Below are 19,356 nucleotides of genomic sequence, written 5' to 3'. Positions count from 1 at the left end.
GAACTTCATTGGGATAGACGCTTCAGTTTCGTCATTCGCCCGGACGCATTCCAGTCCTGCACATAGATATTACCATTTTCGTCAAAACTCAAACCGTGCGGCGCAGTAAAGAGCCCCTCATCAATCGCGTCCAACTCGACTCTGAAGTTTGCCCACTGTTTTTCGTTCGGATTGTCGCCCAGATGGGTCAAAATGTTCCCTTTTTTATCCAACAAGGTCACACGGCCCTCCAACTCGGCAATCGCGCAGAGGTTACCAAAAATGGAAACCGCACAGGGGCGTCTCAGATCGGTGACGATCTCACCAATCCACTTCCCCTCGAGATCGGTATGAAATAGCCGGCGGTTTTCACGGTCGCACACCAACAGGCGGGGCGGATCGAAACGGGTATCGACCTTCAAACCATGACTGGTACGCGTGACGACTTTGCCTGCTTCAGGCTTCCCCTTGCCCCCAAAACTTTTGATGTAATCACCGAACTTCCCAAACTTGTGAATCAGGTTGGATCCATAGCCCATCGAACAGAAAATGCTCCCGTCGGGTGCCACGGCCACACCGGTTACGCCTTTCCAGCCTCCTGGAAGGTCGGGGTGCGTCTCGGCCGAGATTTCCATCAGGATGTTGCCCTCCGTATCGATTTTGCAGACTCTGAGCGTGTCTTTCAGTTGCGCCCCGTAAATGACGGTTTCCCGGTTGTCCCTGCCAATATCCATGGCGTGAAAACCGCGGCATTGCGGAGCGATCGATTCCACGAATGTTCCGTTCGCCTCATAAACCAGAATCGAATGTTCGGCGTCGGTCGATACGTAGACCCGGCCATCCTGAGAATCGACCACTACGCCGCCGTGGGTCGGACCGATCGACTTGCCTCCCGGTAGTTCTCCCCAATGGGGAACGGCTTCATACTGATATTTTCCGTGGCCCACCACAACGGAATGATGGTGGTCATGCGCTCCGGGCCTTGTCCCGGGGTCGACATGGGCCGACACCACGACTGGCATGAACAGTGTAGCCCCAAGGGCCAGATAGTTAGGAAGGGACGTGCGACAAGTCATACGCTTCATGATAGAAAAGGGTAAATGGGCTTCGTAGGTCATTCCCAAGATAAGCTTTCGTTGAAACGAAAGAACTTTATACGAGGTTGGACAGTGTATTTTGTCAAAAAAGTAGCTGAATTCACTAGGCATCGATCCCCACAAACTGACAAGCCGCTTTTTAAAAAAGTCCTGTACGGTATAAGGACAGGGTACACATCAAAGTAATTCCTCTTTCAGGCTGCAATCGAGGAATTAGCTCAGGTGGGGCATTTGACGGAAATCGTCTAATAATGAGGGCCGAAAATCCTAAAAAGATTGCCAGCAAAGACAGTGAAAGGCTACTAAAGAAATCATGCAATCCGGCCCCGAAAGTTGACTGATCCGCACCGGATAAAACGGAACAATCACAAGATAAGGCTGACAATTGCTCATAGACTGAAGCTTCCAGACCAAGCGTCAGTATAATCCCTCCCATCGTTTAAATGAAAAAGAGCCCATTTCGCCCCCTACTTTCCCTATCTGTCAGTGCTGTAGCCCTTTTCGCCGGGGTTCATGCAACCTCGGCCCAGCCGGAATTCATCGAATTATTTGACGGTAAAACCCTGAAGGGATGGGACGGGGACCCGCGCTTCTGGCGGGTTGAAGACGGCGCCATTGTCGGCGAGACGACCAAGGATATAACAACACCGCACAACACTTTTCTCATTTGGGAAGGCGGTGACGTCGCCGATTTTGAGCTGAAGGTGGAATTTAAGCTGCGCAACCACAACAGCGGCATCCAATATCGCAGCTTTCCGGTTGACGGTAAAGACTGGGTAGTTGGCGGCTATCAGGCGGATATCGCGGAAAACCCGAAGTATATGGGGATCGCCTACGGGGAACGGCACAAAGGGATTTTGGCACATCGCGGACAAAAAACACTGGTCGGCGAGAAAAAGACCAAACCAAAAGTTATGGCTGAAATCGGCGACCGGGATGAAATTCTGTCCGCCGTCGATATGGACGGCTGGAACGAGTACCATATCATCGCCCGCGGCAAGCAGGTGATTCAGATGATTAACGGGGTGACGGTTTCGGCATTCTATGAAAATGCCGAAGACCGCCTGAAATCGGGCCTCATTGCCTTGCAACTGCACCAGGGCCCGCCCATGCAGGTCAAGTTCCGCAACATCCGGCTCCGTCAGCTGGAGCCGGGCGATAAAAAGGAAATTCTCTTCCTTGCGGGCAAAAAGAGCCATGGTTACGGCGCCCATGAGCACAACGCCGGCAGCCAACTCCTGGCCCGCTGCCTCAATGAAAGCGGGACCGACGTCATTGCCCATGTGGAAACGGAGGGAACCTGGCCCGAGCCGTGGGTCGGCTATGACAATCCGGACACCGTTGTCATGTATTGTGATGGATTCCGCCGTCACATGGCCAAGGAGCATCAGGATAAGATCCAGACACTCACCGATGCCGGCGTTGGCGTAGCCTGCCTGCACTTTGCCACCGAAGTGCACCCGGATGAGCTCGGGCCCCAATTTCTCGACTGGATCGGCGGTTATTTTGAAATTGGCTGGTCGGTCAACCCGCACTGGGATGCGTCGTTCGACCAACTGCCCGACCACCCCATCACGAAGGGCGTGCAGCCCTTTACTATCCGTGACGAATGGTATTACCACATGCGCTTCCAACCCGGCATGGAAGGAGTCACGCCGATCCTCTCGGCGATACCTCCGGTGAGAACACTGACTTCCCGCGCCAAGGACACCAACCGCGGCAGCAACCCGACCGTAATGGCAGCCGTCGAGGCCGGAGAGCCGCAACACGTGGCCTGGGCTTATGAGCGTCCCAACGGCGGTCGCGGCTTCGGTTTCACCGGGGGGCATTTTCACAAAAACTGGCAGGACGACGACTTCCGTAAAGTTGTGCTCAATGCACTACTCTGGACGGCAAAGGCCGACATTCCAACCGAAGGCGTACCCTCCCGAACCATAAGCGATACATATTTGGAACTGAACCAGGATTATCCAAAACCGAACCATAAATAATACAGAACACTAGGTACCTATGCAGAACATCACCCGTCGAAACTTCGTCAAAGCCGCCACCATCACCGGCGCGGCCATTCCCGCCTTTAATATTTTGGGCGCTCAGACCGTGAACGGCCTGAATACCAGCAAAATCAAAGTCGGATTGATTGGCTGCGGAGGCCGGGGCAAAGGCGCTCTGAAAAACTTTCTCCAAGCCACGGAGCTCTTAGGCATCGAGACGGAAATCGTCGCGGTGTGTGATGCTTTCCAGGACCGCCTCAATGGTGCCCTCCAACGCTTCGAGCTGGACAGTTCCGTTGGGCACTACGGCTTCGATGCTTACCATAAGGTCGCGAATTCCGATGCCGAGGTTGTCCTGATGGCAACACCTCCGAATTTTCGCCCCGTTCACTTCAAGGCCTGTATCGAAGCGGGTAAGCACTGCTTCATCGAAAAGCCGGTAGCGGTCGATCCGGCGGGCGTGCGCAGCGTGATGGAGACCGGGGAACTGGCCGCCAAGAAGGGACTTTCCGTTGTGGCCGGCACACAGCGCCGCCACCAACAAAACTATCTTGAAATGATCGCTCAGGTGGAAGCCGGTGCGATCGGTGATGTCGTCGGTGGTGCGGTCTATTGGAACATGGGCACCCTCTGGACCATGGAGCGCAAGCCGGACATGGATAACCGCGATTTCCTCGCCCGCAACTGGCTGAACTTCACCGAGATGTCCGGCGACCATATCGTCGAACAACACGTGCACCAGCTCGACGTCATGAACTGGATCATGGGCCGCCCGCCGAGAGCGCTCATTGGTTACGGTGGTTGCGCACGCCGCGAGGTCGCCGGCGGCAATCAGTTCGACTTCTTCAACGTCGACTTCGACTTTGGTGACGGCGTCCACATCCACAGTCAGTGCCGACAAATCGCGGATTGCTACAACCGTGTAGGCGAAACCTTCCGCGGCACCGAGGGCTACACCAACGGCCCCCGCGCCTTTGGTAAGGATGTCTCCATCAAACCGGTGACGGTCGATCACTCGGCTGGCATGGTTCAGGAGCATGTCGACTTGCTGAAAGGCATACGCGGCAAGGGCGGTCCCATCAACCGTTCCCGCGAGGTGGCCGAAGCCACGCTCTTGGCTGTCGGCGGTCGTATGGCAGCCTACACCGGCAAGCTCATTCGCTGGTCCGACCTGACGGAAAATGCCGACTCGGAATTCTACAATGGCACACTCGCACCCGCGGCCATCGATTTCGAGAAAGGCGATGTCGACATGCCCGACATGGAACCGGCCGTGCCCGGCGCGCACAGCGACTGGAAGGTGCTCAACGCCTAGTAAACAGGCACCTCTCGTTTATCGTTTGGATTTACTGGCCCGGGGTTTCATCGCCCCGGGCTTTTTCATAACCTTGAGTCCAGGCGCGGATGCTTCGCCAGTTCATCATCGCCGATGACTTTTTCCGCCCCCGGATCCCAATGCAGGGCGCGCCCCGCATCAATAGCAGCAATCGCCAGTTGACCGAATGAGGCGGCACGGTGCCCGGCCTCGGCAGGTGCTACGGTCGTCTCACGCGTCCGAACGCAGTTGATAAAATCCTCAAAGTGCGACGGCACGCGGTTCTGAAAATCCTCGGGCAACTCCCTCAGCATGGGGTGGCGGCGGTCACCCTCCTTTGCGTCCGGATCGCTTGCGGCGAACAACCCGTTACGGTTGACATGCATCCATCCGTTCTCACCGGTAAACTTCGCACCCCAGAAGTCGCTGCGTACCTCGAAGACCCGGCCATCCACGAAAGTCCCGTCGTACTGATACTCAGTGTAAACATCGTAAACAGGGTGCGGAGCTTTTACGCCGCTGCCCTCCACTTTGACCGGGCCGGTGTGATCGAGACCCAGCGTCCACATGGCGATATCCACATGGTGCCCGACCCAGTCCAGCAGCTGCCCGCCGCCGAAAACATTCGTCCACCGCCAATTCCAGGGATGAAGTACAGGATGATAGGTCTGCCTCCCGGCTGGCCCACAGTAGCGCTCCCAATCGAGGGATGCCGGAGGCTTGCCGATGCGCTCCGCCCACTCATCCTCCGGCGGTAGGAAACGCTCACCCCAGCCGCCGGGCGTGCCGCACTCGTAGCGGTGCATCTTCCCCAGAACACCCCGCTCGATGAGCGCCTTAAAACGGCGAAAAGGACCGGTCGAACGCTGCCAGCATCCCGTTTGCCAGACGCAGCCGTTCTGCTTGACCGCATCGGCCAACTTTCGCCCCTCGACCAGTCCCCAGGCAAAGGGCTTTTCCCCGTAAATGTCCAAGCCGGCATGGGCCGCATCGATGCCGATCTTCGCATGCCAGTGGTCCGGCGTGCTAAGACAAACGGCGTCCAGTCCATTCAAGGCGAGCAGGTCCTCGTGGCGCTCGAAGATTTTACAGTCCTTGTTACCGTAGAACTCATCCACCCAGGCCTTCTTTTCGGCCGCAAACTTGGCATCCACATCGCAGACGGCCACGACCCGGACGCCTTTGGTGTTGAGAAAGTTCTTAAGGTTGACCCCACCCCGCTGACCGACGCCGATACAACCGAGATGGACCTCGTCATTCACCGACCCGGCAAAGGAGCGATTGAGAATAAGCGGCGCCACCCCTAAAGCAACGGCCCCGGTTTTCAAAAACTGACGGCGCGGTAGAATACTCATAAACTGGAAACTGTGCAGGCAAAGACATCGGACAAGGCTGAAAATATTGACCGACCACAAAACACATAAAACGAGCCCAAAAAAAGGGCGCCACCGTAGGTGACGACCTTAAATTGGGTGCAGGGCCTGGATTGTTTGGTCGATCACTGCGTTCCTCCTGTGTCGGCGCTGAAGCGCCTCGGTAGAACCGACTGGTTCAACTCCAGTTTGCACCTGCAATAAAAAAACCCACTGTTACCAGTGGGCTTTTAAATTGGGTGCAGGGCCTGGATTTGAACCAGGGACCTTCAGGTTATGAGGCGGAAATTCGAGTCCTAATAATCAGTGACTTATGGCATTTCTGTCCCAATTTTTGGTATTTTATTTGGTTATTTTCCTCAGAAATCGGCCGAGCATTCATAAGTCTTCGCCAACATTCGTAGATGTTCAAAAATGCGTTTTTCTTAGTGGTATACTTCTTTGGAGGTTGGATTTTCTTCCTAACTTCCTTCTCGGATTTCTTTATCGACCATTTAATTTTTGGGTTTTGATTGCAACTATTCTTTTGCCCAACGTCGCGGTCTGGCATGGCGCATTAGCGATGTTACCCAGCTCCGTCTCGTTTGCACATGACTTGAGCTGCTTTAAGAAAGAAACGTCCGAAGATAGGAATATGGTTAGATCCAAAAAGGCGCTCAATATGAATCAGTTCTAAGTCAACACCAAAAGCGAATGCATGATCTATTCTACTGCAAACTGGCTTGTCGTCACCCTCATTACTTTCATTCACGCAGGTTGCAAACTGCTCATGCCTCCAGCCAGATATCGGAACAAAAGCCCCCGGGCAAATGGTGCTTGGGCATTCTACATATACAGTGCCTTTAGTAGGTAATTTCGAAAGGACATCATTACACTTTGAGTTAAAGTCACCTATCAAGCCACTAAATGGCTCTTTGGATAATTGCTCATATATTTTATTATTCCCTTTTTTTCTGTGAATTGCATCGAGCGTAAAATTACTGGTCGTTGTACGGCAATTGAAACGAATAAAATCATCGTATTGTGTATTCACAACTTCGATACAACCCGAGCTGATCATTTCCTTCCTAATCAAAACTATGAAACCTCTGCCACTTTCAGATGAACTAGCGGTGTAAGGAAAAAATCCTTTATTCTCATATCCTTTGATTGTTATAACTGAAGCAGATGTCGATTTAGGGAATTGAGGCCGATTCGCCTCAGACAATACGACGATATCTGGAATTAGTTCATCGAGTACTGCTTTAAGAAAGCTGATCTGATTCTCAAAAGTGGTTTCGGTGACGCCATCTCTAACGTTCCAGTAGAGACAGGAGACCGAAAAAGCACTCGAATTTGTCGTTAAATTATCGAACGGTCTATTCATTTTTTATTAACGTCAAAGTATATCACGTAGTGAAGCATGGAGCGCGTAACGGATTTAATACGACTGCCTCGATAGATTCTTTATTCGGGCCACCATGGGTGATACTTGTTGGTTGTTGAGGCTTCTGTATTAGACTTGCTCTTATTGCATTTTTCGCAGGCCAACTGTATGTTGCATGGGTCGTTAGCTCCATGCATATCAAGTGGGACAATGTGATCAAAATTCTTAGTAGTAAGCGTGTTTACGATTCCGGTTAAGTCGGTATTGCAGTAAATGCATCGCCCTTTGTCTCTGTGAAAGACTGCGTTTTGAACCCATTTAGGAATGCTTACCCTCTTTATCGTTCCTTTCTTTGTTAATACGTTTGTTGGGTATTTGGTTTCCTGTATCTGCTCTGCAACCAATCTATTGAATTTTATGAGAAAGTTACGATTTGGAAATAGAATATGAAAGACTTCTTCACTCATCTTATCAAATAAATCTAGGAAGCTGTCTTGATTATCGTCCATCCACTTTTCTGCCTCTTCTTCATCTTCGATTTTGAGTGGAACAATTTTCACTCCGTAGCTTGCGAAAAGTGACATCCAGTGTTCAAGCTCGTCTTCTTCGATAAGGTCACCATTTTTTCTAAAATCTCGATGATAGTGGTTGTAGGCGCGTGTGACTGTATACAAGTGTAACAAAGTATCTCTCGAAAACTTAGCCGATGCTGCGACGAACATCTCTTCATCGTGGTTCCAGAATTGCTCCTCGTAATGCACGGATCTGTCGATCAGTGAGACTAGAGAGTATATGTCGTGAAATTGAAATTCTTTCATCTAACGCCAGAATTATGTGCACTAATTTCTTTATGCCGTCTTTGTTCATTTTGATTTGGATCGGATCAATTCAGCAATTTCTGATGCGATCTCTTCAATTGTGTGGGTTGCCGTGCTGCGAGCGACTTTGTCAGCAAGCGATGGGCTAAAATCCATCACCTGCTGCTTAGTAAGACCGTGCCATATCGGCAGCAGAATCTGCTCACCTGAGACCGACCTAGTAACAATTCCATCCAATTCATAATTAGTCCACCCTTTCGTAATGAACGAAGCCGAAAGAACGACGAGCCCAACTCTACTGTGGGCAAGGCCTTGGTCAATCTTCTGCCTCAAACTGTCACCAATTCTTAATGTGAATTCGTCATACCAGACATCAAGTCCCTCCGAGATGAGCGCATTGGCTAATGGTCTTACTATCGCATCTTTATCTTCAGAAGCATGGGATATAAAGACGTCATGAACGCGACCCGATGCATCGGGAGACGGCGGCGTAAGTTCACGAACTAGTCCCGGCGCGGCAGAAAGTGGAGCCTCTCGAATATCAGGGAGTGCTCCAGGTAAAACTCTCACGCTTGCTCGTGTGCTCCCCCTCAAGCCCTGCATGTCAATAGCCACATGCCAGTGGCCAGAACGTGGGATTTGCAGTCTTAGAGGCGACGTTTTAGCCAGACCGCCAATATATGTATGACGCCGACCGTTTTTGTATGATGAGAAATTCGAGCTGTCCATCAATCGGACATTTGCCCCACTCGTTAACGTGATTTCCACTATTTCGCCACCGCTTCTGTGGCCAAGGTCATTGTGTATAAATTGCATTGTAGGTAACATTCTGTCCATAACGTCAAGAGGTGGCGCGGCGAATGCCGTTGCCACTCTCGACTGATTAGCCTTTTATAGGTTTCTAATGCTCTCAGGTGCGTGATCAAAGAAATAGTCCGCGCATGAGCAACGACCTACCTTAGGAAATATCGAAGTTCTGCCTATAGACCTTTTGGAAATATATTTCGCCCAAGAATTAATTTTTTCTTTTTCATCGGTATACTTAGGCGGAACGAGATTCTCCTTTATCTCGGCATACCGCCGAATGAAAAATGCTACAAAATCAGCTAGCTGAATTAGTGCTACATCCTTTGAATCACCAAAGTAAGGAACATCAATGATCTGATCTAACTGATTCTGTTTTTTCTTTTTATTGTAATATGTGTCGCACCATGCGGGTGGGTTTTTAATGAGGTCAATAAAGTCAACCATTTCACGATGCTCATTATCAAAGACAAAAATCGTATTACCCTTTTTCTTTGGTTCCGTTTGGTAGGCTCTCTGCATAGATAGTATGATGTGACAGCCCATGAATCGCCACAAGCTCCCTAATTCCTTAGGAAGAAGACCTGCCTTAAGACTCTCTTCATACTTCCCTTTCAAGACTGCTGTATAGACGACATGGTGCTTTCTAGCTTCAAGCCACTCGAAGATAACACTGATTACTTCTGCCCTATCGGGCCCGTCTAAATTCTTCCAGACACCAGAGCCGGCATAGAATTGGTGTGTGTGGAGTTCTTGCAATGGACGCCCAACAATTCTCGATAATTCAGCAAGTAGGCCTCCCCAGTGTTCTTTTGTTACGTGCATGCGAGATGAATCGACCACAATTCCCACCATAACGCCTATAGGTTCGGTCCCTATTCCAGTTTCATCGCAGTAACATACTTTCATTTCTCTTTCTGGCTAACGTTAGAGGTGTATCGCGGAGTGAAGCGGAGCGTAAAGGAGTTGATACCACCGACTGGTTGGCTCAGATTCTTTCCTCCCAGTAATCGGTCACATTGTAGGTGACTTCGCAATCACAGAAGCCTCCATATTCACCGAACCATTCACAAATTTCTTCGATATTTTGAATGCCTCGGGCCTGAAGAAAGGCTCTCGATTTGTTTAGTGTGTGATCGCAAAGAACAATTCTCTTTCCATTTTCTTCCCCAGCTAGAGCTGTCTCAAGGTGCTCGAACAATGCTTTCAGATCGCCATTCGGAATGGGCTTCTCTGCAAACGCATTCTCTTCTTCTTTTCTTTTAAGCTCTTTAACGATGGCCCTGCGTTCAGCTTTGCTTTTCTTGCTCATTTTCTTTCAGCCAACGTCGAACAGTGGTGCGCCTACGGCGTTGCCACCTGCGTCTGGTTCGGTATCTTATATTTAGGGTGATGAATCGTCTCTCCAGGCAACAATGCTCGTATTTTCTTTACCGATATCAATAGAGATTCTTTATCCTCTTCAATGGCACCGGTTAGTTCTATATGCGAACCTGGAACGGGGAGATCCTCGAATTCACTTTCAAGCTTCAGTCTAAAAACTAGATGTTCCGTAAGCTGAGACTCCGGGATAAACATCGTATGCTCTTGATTCTGATTATCGACGTATAATATGCCTCTCGTCCTGATAGATTCCTTCAACATAGTCGGGGTAATGGTTCGAGCATCAATCCATTCTTCATCATCTTCGACCAATTTATTTCCTAGTTCGACCCACGCTAGATCTGCAGAAGATCGAGTCTTATAACTATCTGAATTTCTTCTGATTTTCTCAGAGATAACTTTTCCATTCTCTACTTCGATAAAGAGGTCTTTTTCGTATATTGATGCGAAACCTTGGTTAACAGACTTAAGTAGCTCTCCCATTTGGATTTTCAGTGTTCCAGTATACCAGTCAGCAAATAGAGGGAGTTCCTCCTGTTTCGGAAGAAACTCTCCATAGTAGGTGTTAATCTCTCTACCATCCTTAGTTTTAATCGTTCTGGTTTGTTCACTTTGGCGGAATTGTGGCTCAACCTTTACGAGCCACAGTTTATCATCTGATATCTTCCATGTTCCATGATAACCCCGCCAGCAGCTACTTCTCGTATTTTTCATTTCGTTGGCCACCATGAAGGCTAATCTTTTTTCATCGCTTTCCTCTTCGCCTGGGAAGTAGCCCCATAGGGGGGTAGAGCTTAGCCACTTTTCTTCGCCTTTATAGATGAGTATTTCAGTTTCCTGAGCAGTCCCAAGTAAGCTGTATACACACGCGAAGTAAGCAAAGATATGTGTGACTAATTTCATATTTTTACCCAACGTCAATAGTGGTACGGAGTGAGCGCAGCGAACGGAGTTGTCCACTATCGCCTGGTTCAGCTTGTTTAGGCATAGGTCGCATCAAGCCTCGTGATTGTGAATCCGACATGCTCACCGATAACTCTTTCATCATTCGCGTGAACTACATCATGGACTTTGATTAATCCGCAATCAACTACGACTGGGTTGATCGAAATTACTTCACCAAATGCTCGATAACTCCACCCTTCAATATTCTCTATTGTCTTTTTCTTTTCTGGGTTACCTCTAAATATATCATCCCAGCTTTCGTCATCATCAAGAAGCATGGAAAGCTCGACTTCTATTTCTTGGTTAATCTCAGGGGAGTATCGATCGTCAATTGTAAGCTCATCCATGACCTTCAGGATTGTGGAACCGACTTCCAATGTCGCTTCAAGCCAAGGGCCTTCTGATGCTATGAATCTTGCTTTCATTTCTTTCGCTGAACAGTATTATCAGTAACACTCCGAAAATTACGAACTGAGAGAATCAGGGTTCGGAACATAGCATTAACTCACCAGCAATCCTCTAGTTCGTCAAGGTTTGCCCGTTTTGCTCTACCTACATCTCGGTAGCCCTTAGAATTCAGATATCACGCTCAACCAAGTTCTTCTAGCCTCTAAAGCGGATGCCCTAGTTACTTTGTTCGGAGCAGAGTTTCATGGTGGGCTTGAGGCAAAATTCTATGGCATCGCAATCCGAAGTCCTAGTGAAAGACTCACGGGTCGTACCTCCCAGAACGGCTTAGAGCTTGCATTCCCAATAAAAGCAGTAGAGTTCTACTTTTATGCCCAAACAGGAGAAACGCCAGGGAGTTCACAATCTTCGTAAAGTTCGCCGAATTGCAGGTCTAACCCAAGAGAAGTTGGCCAAGATAGTAGGCATCGCACAAGGAACGGCCAAAGATGCGGAGAACGGCATTAAACCTTACTCTCACGAGCTGGTGAAAAAAATAGCAAACCGCTTAGGCTGTGGCTACGTCCGGGATAGCGGGAATGGACTCCCCGGACTATCGGCTACAAGGATCGACACAAGCACACGCATTCCAAGACCTTCGGATGAGCCTTACACTCACCAGTGGTTTCTAGAATGGAATGAACGCTACATGAGACGTTTGATGTATTCTAATATATTTAAACGGTATACCGCCTGTCTACAGGAGATCATGGAAGCTGCAGGTGATCTGGATGCCAAAGATACAGAAGACAGCAACAATCCACAGTTTCATACCTCGGACGCATTCGTGCATGCTTTATTTGACAATCTGGATGATCTGGTCGACAGCGACGGGTTAGCTGAGGCCTTTTCAAAGCGTAAGCTGCTGAATCTGGAAAACTTCTCAATAGAAGAGGAATTAGACGAAAGTCATGCGCGTTATAAAGCGCTCAAGAGTGAGCTTGGCACGCTAAAGCCTAGAGACTGAGTAACACAGGTTCCGAGATATCTTGGACGATTATTTCTTGGTTTGTACTTCATGGCAAAAGGCCAGTAAATCGCTTTTGTATTCGTGTATACCGTACTCCCTACTGGGTATTTGACGGAGATCGTTTTGCTGGGGAGATGATTACCGGTGGTCTGTTTAGTCCATGCCCAAAAAGTGTCCCGTCTGAGAAAATCGAATGCATATCCCTTTCGGATACATTGTTGAGTGCCAACTACGATTTTGTGTTCAAATTGAGCAGTCCCATGATTGTGACCGGGTATAGCTTTTGGAGTGTTGTGATTGTCTACATTGCCTAAATAGTAGAGCTCTACTATTTTATTCTTGAAAAAAGTAGAACTCTACTAATATGTATGTGCTATGTCCCAAAGGTTCGTAACACTAAGCGAAAGCGCCCGCATCAGTATAGTTACTGTCGCGGGAGCGATGCGTGATGTGCCAGAGGAATTCGTGCGTGATTTGGACAGGTGGGCCAGTGAGTGGCCCCAAAAGATCAATACGGGCCAAACTTCCACAATCTGGGGGAAGGTCCGCCCTTACACCGTGGCGGAGCTGAGTCGCCTTCCAGGAATGCCGGGACAGACTAAAATTTACGAAATCCTCCACTCTCTCCCAATACCGCGGCACCAAATCAGAAATGTCGCAGGTAAACTCACGCCCGAGGCAGTACGCTTAATTTTTGAGAGGGTCAGCCAACCTGAGATTAAAGCGCAAGAGGGAACGGAGAAGGAGGCAGTACTATGAGCCTCGAACTAAGAAAAAACTCCAAGCGTTTCTACGCACGCTTAACTGTTAATGGGAAGCGAAAGGCATTCCCTCTTAATACACATTACCGAGGAAAACCACCTGACGGATTGAGGCTCAAAAATGAGGGTGATGCTGAATTCGAACGATCCAGGGGCGAGGCTTTGGCCGAAGAAAAGGCGCTTCAGAAAGAATTCCAAGAAGGTAAATCCGAACGCCAACTAAGGGAAAAAGTATACGAGGCCATGACTGGTAATGAGTTCAAGCCAGTTGATCTAAAAGATTTATTCAAGATAGCCAAAAACTTCCCGAGAACGAAGCCGTGGTCACCCAAATATGCTGAGCAAATAGAGAATAGGTGCCAGCTGTTTCTCGAATTCTTGAATAAACGCCATGTGAATATATCATACGCCCATGAGGTGACCAGGAATATGGTTGAAGGCTTTTTAGCTTTCTATCTAACCAAAACCAACTGTAGCGCCAAAACATTGGATGACGTCAGAGTTGGATTACAGGGACTCTGGACAGTTCTAGAAAAGAAAGAACTACAAAACGGGAACCCGTTCCGGGGAATCCCTAAAAAGTATCACATCACTACCACCAAGGAAATTTTTACTCCAAAGCAAATTGAACAAATCCTGCATGAGGCGGAGAAAGACCCGGAGTTATATCAGATCACGGTAACCTCAATATCGACTGGAATGCGCTTGGGAGACTGTTGCACCTTAAAGTGGGCATCGGTCAACATGAAGAAACGCATCATTTTCGTGCCTGCTGTGGGCAAAACCCAAAAGCCAGTCGCGATCCCGTTTTTCGGACAATTAGAAGAAGTCCTGAAAAACGCTGAGGAGGCACGAGTTGATGAAGAATACGTCTTTCCGTTGGTTCGAAGACTCTACGCCAGAGAGTCACAATATTTTAGTAAGTCTTTCTCTCAGCTGTTATTGCGCATAGGCTTTACCGACGATGAGAATCCAGAAACCTCGATCCGCCTAACCGGTGAATCCGGCGGCTCACGAAGACGCCCAGTAAGGTCATTCCACGGCTTGAAAACGACTTGGATGACCATGGCACTGAGAGGCGGGGTATCCCTCGAAGATATCAAGAAGATTTGCGGAAACGTGGATACGCAGGTGATCCTTAAGCATTACTTCCAGTCGGATGCTGAGCGCATACGTAGTGAGCTAAAAACAGCCATGCCGGAAGCTCTAAGTGGCGTTGCTTCCACAGGCTCAGAACCCGTATCCACGATACATCTTCTCAATCTTCTCGATCAAATGAGTGCGGATAACTGGGAATTCATCTCAAAGCGTATGAGAGAAGAGCTCCTCAAGACCAAAGGTAACGACGTGGATACATCTAACAATGATGTATCCACGACACAGTGAACGACGAATTACCATGAGCATAATTAGCGAGTTGAAGCAGAAGTGCTTGTCACAGAAAATGTCCGGGTGCGTCGCATATCATTCATGGGATGCCGCTGCCTCACACGACAAGGGCCTTTTTCAAATGAAGACCGGAATTCGCCTTTATAATCTATTATCAGACACGGACGTTAATGAGGAAGATCCCTGGAGTTCGATCGGATTAGATTTAATCTCAAACAGAAAAAACTTATTGGTCCTTCCAAGCATGGACCATCTGGGGGGTGACCTCGACTCGATCTACAAGACCCTCGAATTCCTGTTCAACGTTGCCGGCTGCGCAGTTACCACAGTTCGCCCATATTGCGAATTTACCTTCCCAGACGAAGAATTCGACCATTGGAATCAATCTCTCAAAAAGACTCTAAGTGAAAGGCATCTAATTGAAGAGATCCCTTCGAAGATGTCCCCTATGGACATCAGGAACCATCCGCTACTTGCGGATGCATTTGAATACCTAATCGCCGAAGGCGAAAACAATCAGGCGAAGCCTGAATTTCCACATCAGCCAGCAAACACGCCGTATCAGGTATACGGACGTGAGCTGGCTGAGGAGGTGGGCGCTGCCCCCTCCTTAGGATCCACCCCCATTGGCCGACAAGGGTCGGAAGATATCGCCATCAAGGATGAAAGGCGAATCTCAAATGACAATACTCCCGAGAAGTCACCGCATGTCATAACATCGGTAAAGAGGATCACGTCTGCGGCTGCCCTAAAATATGCGCAAGAGCGCGTAGAGCAGCAAAAGCAGATAAAGGATCCACCGAAGCCTGATCATACCGCACCAAGTAAGGCAGCTGATCATACTGACCAAGACAGAAACAAAAAAACATCGACAGAATCTGTGGATACAGCCGTTGATACGAAGACAAAAACCGGTATCAGCGATACAGACGCTGGCGATACTACGGTTGTAGTACCTCCTATCGCGGATACAAATGACACGCAGACAAAAACAACTGGTATACACGTTAAGTTTTCTACTGCGGAAAAAGAATCCCTCGAAAAGAAAGTTCCACCAGGCAGCAATAATTCAGAATTAATTTTAGATTTAATTACAGGTACAGATCCCCACAGGAGAGCTATCATCCGATTATGCCAATCACTGGATCTGCCTAAAGCTTCTATCCTCATCGGATTGAGCGGAATAAAGAGGAATATAGAAGAGGCCAGTATTTACTCCGAGGTTGAGCAAGCATCAGAGATACTCGATCAGATCGAGTCGACCCAAAGGCTACTCGCCAGCTTTCCGTCCAAGGATCTGCTTAAAGGTCACTACCCTAGCTTCCCACCACTTGAGATCGAAGTCGAAGAAGAGGAGAGGCTGGAATCAGTTAAGAAAATCGAGGAGGTGCCAATACGCCTTAGTCAATTAGAGAAGTCTTCGATTAAAATACCCGATCATACAAAATCGAGGTCCCACTACATAAGGAGTCTTTGCCGCCGATATAATCCAAAGAATCGAGAGACACTGAGACCGCTAGAAGACGCAGCGACATTATTGCAGGGGCTCGGTGGAAATCTCGGCCAACTTTGTCAAACAATCGAGAAGTCCACAGAAGAGTTTGAGCCATTCAATTCGAATTTTGTTCTTCAGACACTCTACGATACCGAGACAGAGATCAAACTTATCAAGGAGAAGCTATGCTAATAAAAATACTCCATCAAGGGGGCGCTGACTCAGACCCATTCGTTTATCTGTGTGAGAAAGAAAGGCCGGTGGCTTCTGAATACAACGAATTAGAAGTGAAAATCGCGAGAAAGCTAATTGCAAATAGCCCATACAAAAGAGCGTATACATCCGGTGTAGTCACGATTGAGAAAACAACGTACGAAAAATTTGGTCGAGATCATGTACTTCGCTCAATCAAGAAACGCGTGGAGAAATTCTTTTGCACTGGTATCAATCGAAGCGACATCCACATCGTTTGGATATTACACACTGAGCATGACCGCGATGAGTTACATTTTGTCATCATCAATACCCACCTAGGCACTGGAAAGCGCTTTCAACCATACTGGGTTGGCTCGGATCAAAAGCCATTGAAAGCTCTTCAGGAGCTACTCAACCTTCGATTCGGGCTTGCATCTCCTGATGACCCCGAGAGAGCTAGACTGGAATGTGTACCTAAAAGGTCGATTCCTGCTCGTAACAAAAGTATCTTCATAGATACGGATGCCGAAATATGTCAGCTTCTAAGAAAGGGGAGATTGAGAAGCTACAACGACATCTGCTCGCATTTGGACAAAAAAGGCTTCCAAGTAAAAAAAGGTAAGGGCTACATCGGGATTAGACCTAAAGAATCGAGCCAGAAAAATATTCGCCTCCGAGGCGTCAAATATACTGAGGGTTTTGACTACCAAGAATGGCTGGAATTCAAAAAGAATGCGCCAGCTTTATATCGCAATCCAGAAGAAATTAGAAAGCGAGAAGATGCACTAACCAATCAACTTAATCTTGGATTGGAGCGACGCTACGCCCGAATGGTCAAAAAATACGGTAAACCACATCAACCCGCAAAGGAGAAAGTAAATAATGAACCCAGAAAGTCCACTAAACGAGCGGATACGCGACCATTTGGTTCCGGTCCGCAAACAACTGAAAATGGTCCAGAGTGCCAACATCAACCTAAACAGTCGCATGAAATCAGTCGAAAGCAACCAGCACGAGTTCAAAGAGATTATGTCGAGCATGATGGACAACTTGGAATCAGCGCCTTCCTCCAACAAATCAAACAGAGGTTGCGTAGGCTTGCTGCACGTCGAAGACGATCAGACGAAGACTACCCACATCATCAAGATGAGCGGCTTCAGCCACTGCCGTTCCACCAAAAGTGGCTGCGATCTGTTTTTCTATTCCGCCGCCGGGACATTAACAGTCAAGATTACCGCGAAGCACGTGACAAAAAAAGAAGCCCCTCCGGAACCATATTGGTCGAGCCTGATTCCCGCATTACTAGAGATGACCAGAGTCCACCTACCATGTGAATCTGAACTCATTTACGAATTGGATGGCTACAACTACCATCTTTCTGCCTCAGTAGTTGATGAGTCCTGACTTTACGGATGAAACGATTAGGCAGCCAAAATTTCTTTGGCCCGATCAATGTATTCTTTGCACTCATCGGAAAGGTAAACTGCCACTCGGCTACTCCTGAAGCAGACGCGGAAGAAAACCAAAAGCGGCGCTTCTGAACCCTGTAACGCACCATACAATGATGCTTGGCAGACTTCATCTGGACTGGGAGCCCTCAAGAACTTGCCACAGGTTGTCTTAACTTCTCCAACAATACTTCTGTCGCCGCTACTTCCAATGAAATCAATTACACCCCATGTTTTATTGGACCTTATCGCGACCTCGGTGCGGATAGTAGCTATATCAACGCCAAGTTCTTCGACGCCGGCCATCACTCCGAGGCAGGCACCATAAAACCAAGGCTCAACGTGTTGACCTGACCAAAACCTTTCTAGCGAAGAATGGAATTTTTCACCAACTGCGACGGGGCTTCCAAAGGGTTGTCCCTTCAAAAGCGGAATCGAATAGATTAAGCTAGGCGTTGCGAATCGCCAGCGGAACGAATCCTTAGCTTCAGAGGGAAGAGACCTGGCGATTTCAGTTACTTTCATACTTTTAAACTTGCTCCTTTTGTCTTACATTGCAAGACATAATTCATGAAGTCTTCAGAAACGTTTACAATGCGGCTACCCAAGGAGGAGTTGGATCGAATTGATAATTTATCGGATCAGTTGGATGTCTCCCGAAGTCGTCTGTTCCGTCGATTGTCAGAGCTTGCTCTGGATGCCCTCGAAGACGAAGCCGTATCATGGCCTATTCGTGGGATGATGATCTATAGAGCTGAGAAATAGTCTGTTCCTGGACGTGTAGGGAGAACTCTTCGTTCTCCGACTAAGGTGCTGTCGACCTCGTTCCGTGGTCTCCTTTTGGCACCTGGATAATCTGTTTTTGTGCTCTGCAGAGGTTGCAGAGTGACGCTTACGCGTGCCTCAAAATCAGAAAAAACGTAAAATGTATAAGTCAAAATTTACAGCTAAGGGCTTTAAAGTCCCTATGGCTGTTCCCCCTCAAACCTTGGAATTACTCCATTCTTTCCAATGCGTCTCAAAAAATGAACAAGCGAATCTGATCTCGGCAAAAATGCGGTGTCCCGATGGCTTCGACCGAAGATGGCTGTCGCCAAAGTCACCATTAAGCTTGCCGCACCACTGGTGGCGAGATCGGGGCTGGAAGTTCGCTGTATGGATTCCAACTTTGAAAAAAGTCCTGAAGCTTAGGCTGGAAGGACCCTGTTGGCTACGTGACGAACTCGCAGATGACGACAATTGTAATCATCTATTGCCTACCAACATGATGAATGAAGCGTGGATTAAACTCCCGGCTTCTAAAAAACAAAAGGCTATAATTGCCGACATGCTCTGCATGCATGAGTCCGAGGTCCCATACCTTTGCGGATATGCAGCAAGCGCTGTGATTCAAAAACGCACCACGCTGAAACACTCCAAAGCCGTGGCCCGACATATTAGCCGGTGGCAGTTTGAACTAGAACAGAGTTCTCAAGCTGCCCCGATTTCTTACCCAGAGCTGAATCAACGCTCAGCATGACTGTTTCGGCCTAGTGTATGGGACAGGTTACGCACCGTTCCGGCACCTCCCAATCCCA

At 48.5% G+C, this 19,356-nt stretch carries 17 protein-coding genes; 7 read left to right on the top strand and 10 right to left on the bottom strand.

Going from position 1 to position 19,356, the window contains the following annotated elements; translation table 11 throughout:
- Nucleotides 1–5: 5 nt before the first annotated feature.
- Nucleotides 6–1,001, bottom strand: coding sequence for an NHL repeat-containing protein (locus tag DDZ13_RS08255; protein WP_158279847.1), 996 nt, complete (start codon nucleotides 999–1,001; stop codon nucleotides 6–8).
- 518 nt (nucleotides 1,002–1,519) lie between these two features.
- On the opposite strand from DDZ13_RS08255, the gene DDZ13_RS08250 reads away from it, so the two are divergent.
- Both DDZ13_RS08250 and DDZ13_RS08245 read left to right on the top strand, forming a co-directional pair.
- Nucleotides 1,520–3,067, top strand: coding sequence for a DUF1080 domain-containing protein (locus tag DDZ13_RS08250; RefSeq protein WP_110130974.1), 1,548 nt, complete (start codon nucleotides 1,520–1,522; stop codon nucleotides 3,065–3,067).
- A 19-nt stretch (nucleotides 3,068–3,086) separates the two neighbouring features.
- Nucleotides 3,087–4,385 carry a Gfo/Idh/MocA family protein gene (locus DDZ13_RS08245; RefSeq protein WP_110130973.1) on the top strand — a complete coding sequence of 433 codons (1,299 nt, stop codon included), beginning with the start codon at nucleotides 3,087–3,089 and terminating at the stop codon, nucleotides 4,383–4,385.
- 65 nt (nucleotides 4,386–4,450) lie between these two features.
- Here DDZ13_RS08245 and DDZ13_RS08240 read toward each other — a convergent pair whose 3' ends face one another.
- From DDZ13_RS08240 to DDZ13_RS08205, 8 genes are all read right to left on the bottom strand, one after another.
- The gene (locus tag DDZ13_RS08240; protein ID WP_110130972.1) at nucleotides 4,451–5,740 is read right to left on the bottom strand and encodes a Gfo/Idh/MocA family protein; all 1,290 of its coding nucleotides are present in this window, start codon (nucleotides 5,738–5,740) and stop codon (nucleotides 4,451–4,453) included.
- Between the two features lie 583 nt (nucleotides 5,741–6,323).
- Nucleotides 6,324–7,124, bottom strand: a complete 801-nt coding sequence (locus DDZ13_RS08235; RefSeq protein ID WP_110130971.1) for an endonuclease/exonuclease/phosphatase family protein — start codon at nucleotides 7,122–7,124, stop codon at nucleotides 6,324–6,326.
- An 80-nt stretch (nucleotides 7,125–7,204) separates the two neighbouring features.
- Entirely contained in the window at nucleotides 7,205–7,942 is a 738-nt protein-coding gene (locus tag DDZ13_RS08230; protein ID WP_110130970.1) for an HNH endonuclease, read from the bottom strand.
- Nucleotides 7,943–7,987: 45 nt separating this feature from the next.
- A complete protein-coding gene (locus DDZ13_RS08225; RefSeq protein WP_110131145.1) occupies nucleotides 7,988–8,758 on the bottom strand; it encodes a DUF1883 domain-containing protein in 771 nt (256 codons plus the stop codon).
- Nucleotides 8,759–8,833: 75 nt separating this feature from the next.
- Complete coding sequence (locus tag DDZ13_RS08220; RefSeq protein WP_110130969.1) at nucleotides 8,834–9,655, bottom strand: DUF3800 domain-containing protein; 822 nt, start codon at nucleotides 9,653–9,655, stop codon at nucleotides 8,834–8,836.
- A 79-nt stretch (nucleotides 9,656–9,734) separates the two neighbouring features.
- A complete protein-coding gene (locus DDZ13_RS08215) occupies nucleotides 9,735–10,058 on the bottom strand; it encodes a DUF2695 domain-containing protein (protein ID WP_110130968.1) in 324 nt (107 codons plus the stop codon).
- A 32-nt stretch (nucleotides 10,059–10,090) separates the two neighbouring features.
- Nucleotides 10,091–11,032: a hypothetical protein gene (locus tag DDZ13_RS08210; RefSeq protein ID WP_110130967.1), complete on the bottom strand. Its 942-nt coding sequence runs from the start codon at nucleotides 11,030–11,032 to the stop codon at nucleotides 10,091–10,093.
- Between the two features lie 77 nt (nucleotides 11,033–11,109).
- Entirely contained in the window at nucleotides 11,110–11,499 is a 390-nt protein-coding gene (locus tag DDZ13_RS08205) for a hypothetical protein (RefSeq protein ID WP_110130966.1), read from the bottom strand.
- A gap of 353 nt (nucleotides 11,500–11,852) precedes the next feature.
- Here DDZ13_RS08205 and DDZ13_RS08200 point away from each other — a divergent pair, with 353 nt between their 5' ends.
- The 4 genes from DDZ13_RS08200 to DDZ13_RS08180 all read left to right on the top strand — a co-directional run bounded on the left by DDZ13_RS08200 (nucleotide 11,853) and on the right by DDZ13_RS08180 (nucleotide 17,665).
- Nucleotides 11,853–12,488 (top strand): helix-turn-helix domain-containing protein, encoded by a 636-nt coding sequence (locus tag DDZ13_RS08200; protein WP_110130965.1) that lies wholly within the window; start codon nucleotides 11,853–11,855, stop codon nucleotides 12,486–12,488.
- Between the two features lie 758 nt (nucleotides 12,489–13,246).
- Entirely contained in the window at nucleotides 13,247–14,638 is a 1,392-nt protein-coding gene (locus DDZ13_RS08190; RefSeq protein ID WP_110130963.1) for a tyrosine-type recombinase/integrase, read from the top strand.
- Between the two features lie 124 nt (nucleotides 14,639–14,762).
- A complete protein-coding gene (locus tag DDZ13_RS08185) occupies nucleotides 14,763–16,328 on the top strand; it encodes a hypothetical protein (RefSeq protein ID WP_146209304.1) in 1,566 nt (521 codons plus the stop codon).
- Nucleotides 16,322–17,665, top strand: a complete 1,344-nt coding sequence (locus tag DDZ13_RS08180; protein ID WP_110130961.1) for a relaxase family protein — start codon at nucleotides 16,322–16,324, stop codon at nucleotides 17,663–17,665. The genes DDZ13_RS08185 and DDZ13_RS08180 overlap by 7 nt, the downstream gene beginning before the upstream one ends.
- A gap of 87 nt (nucleotides 17,666–17,752) precedes the next feature.
- On the opposite strand, the gene DDZ13_RS15335 is transcribed toward DDZ13_RS08180, so the two are convergent.
- A complete protein-coding gene (locus DDZ13_RS15335; RefSeq protein ID WP_146209303.1) occupies nucleotides 17,753–18,304 on the bottom strand; it encodes a hypothetical protein in 552 nt (183 codons plus the stop codon).
- A 373-nt stretch (nucleotides 18,305–18,677) separates the two neighbouring features.
- Between DDZ13_RS15335 and DDZ13_RS08165 the strand changes: the two genes are divergently transcribed.
- The gene (locus tag DDZ13_RS08165) at nucleotides 18,678–19,298 is read left to right on the top strand and encodes a hypothetical protein (RefSeq protein ID WP_158279846.1); all 621 of its coding nucleotides are present in this window, start codon (nucleotides 18,678–18,680) and stop codon (nucleotides 19,296–19,298) included.
- Nucleotides 19,299–19,356: the final 58 nt, after the last annotated feature.

This window comes from Coraliomargarita sinensis (assembly GCF_003185655.1).
GTDB lineage: Bacteria > Verrucomicrobiota > Verrucomicrobiia > Opitutales > Coraliomargaritaceae > Coraliomargarita_B > Coraliomargarita_B sinensis.
This window is presented reverse-complemented; position numbering and strand designations above follow the sequence as displayed.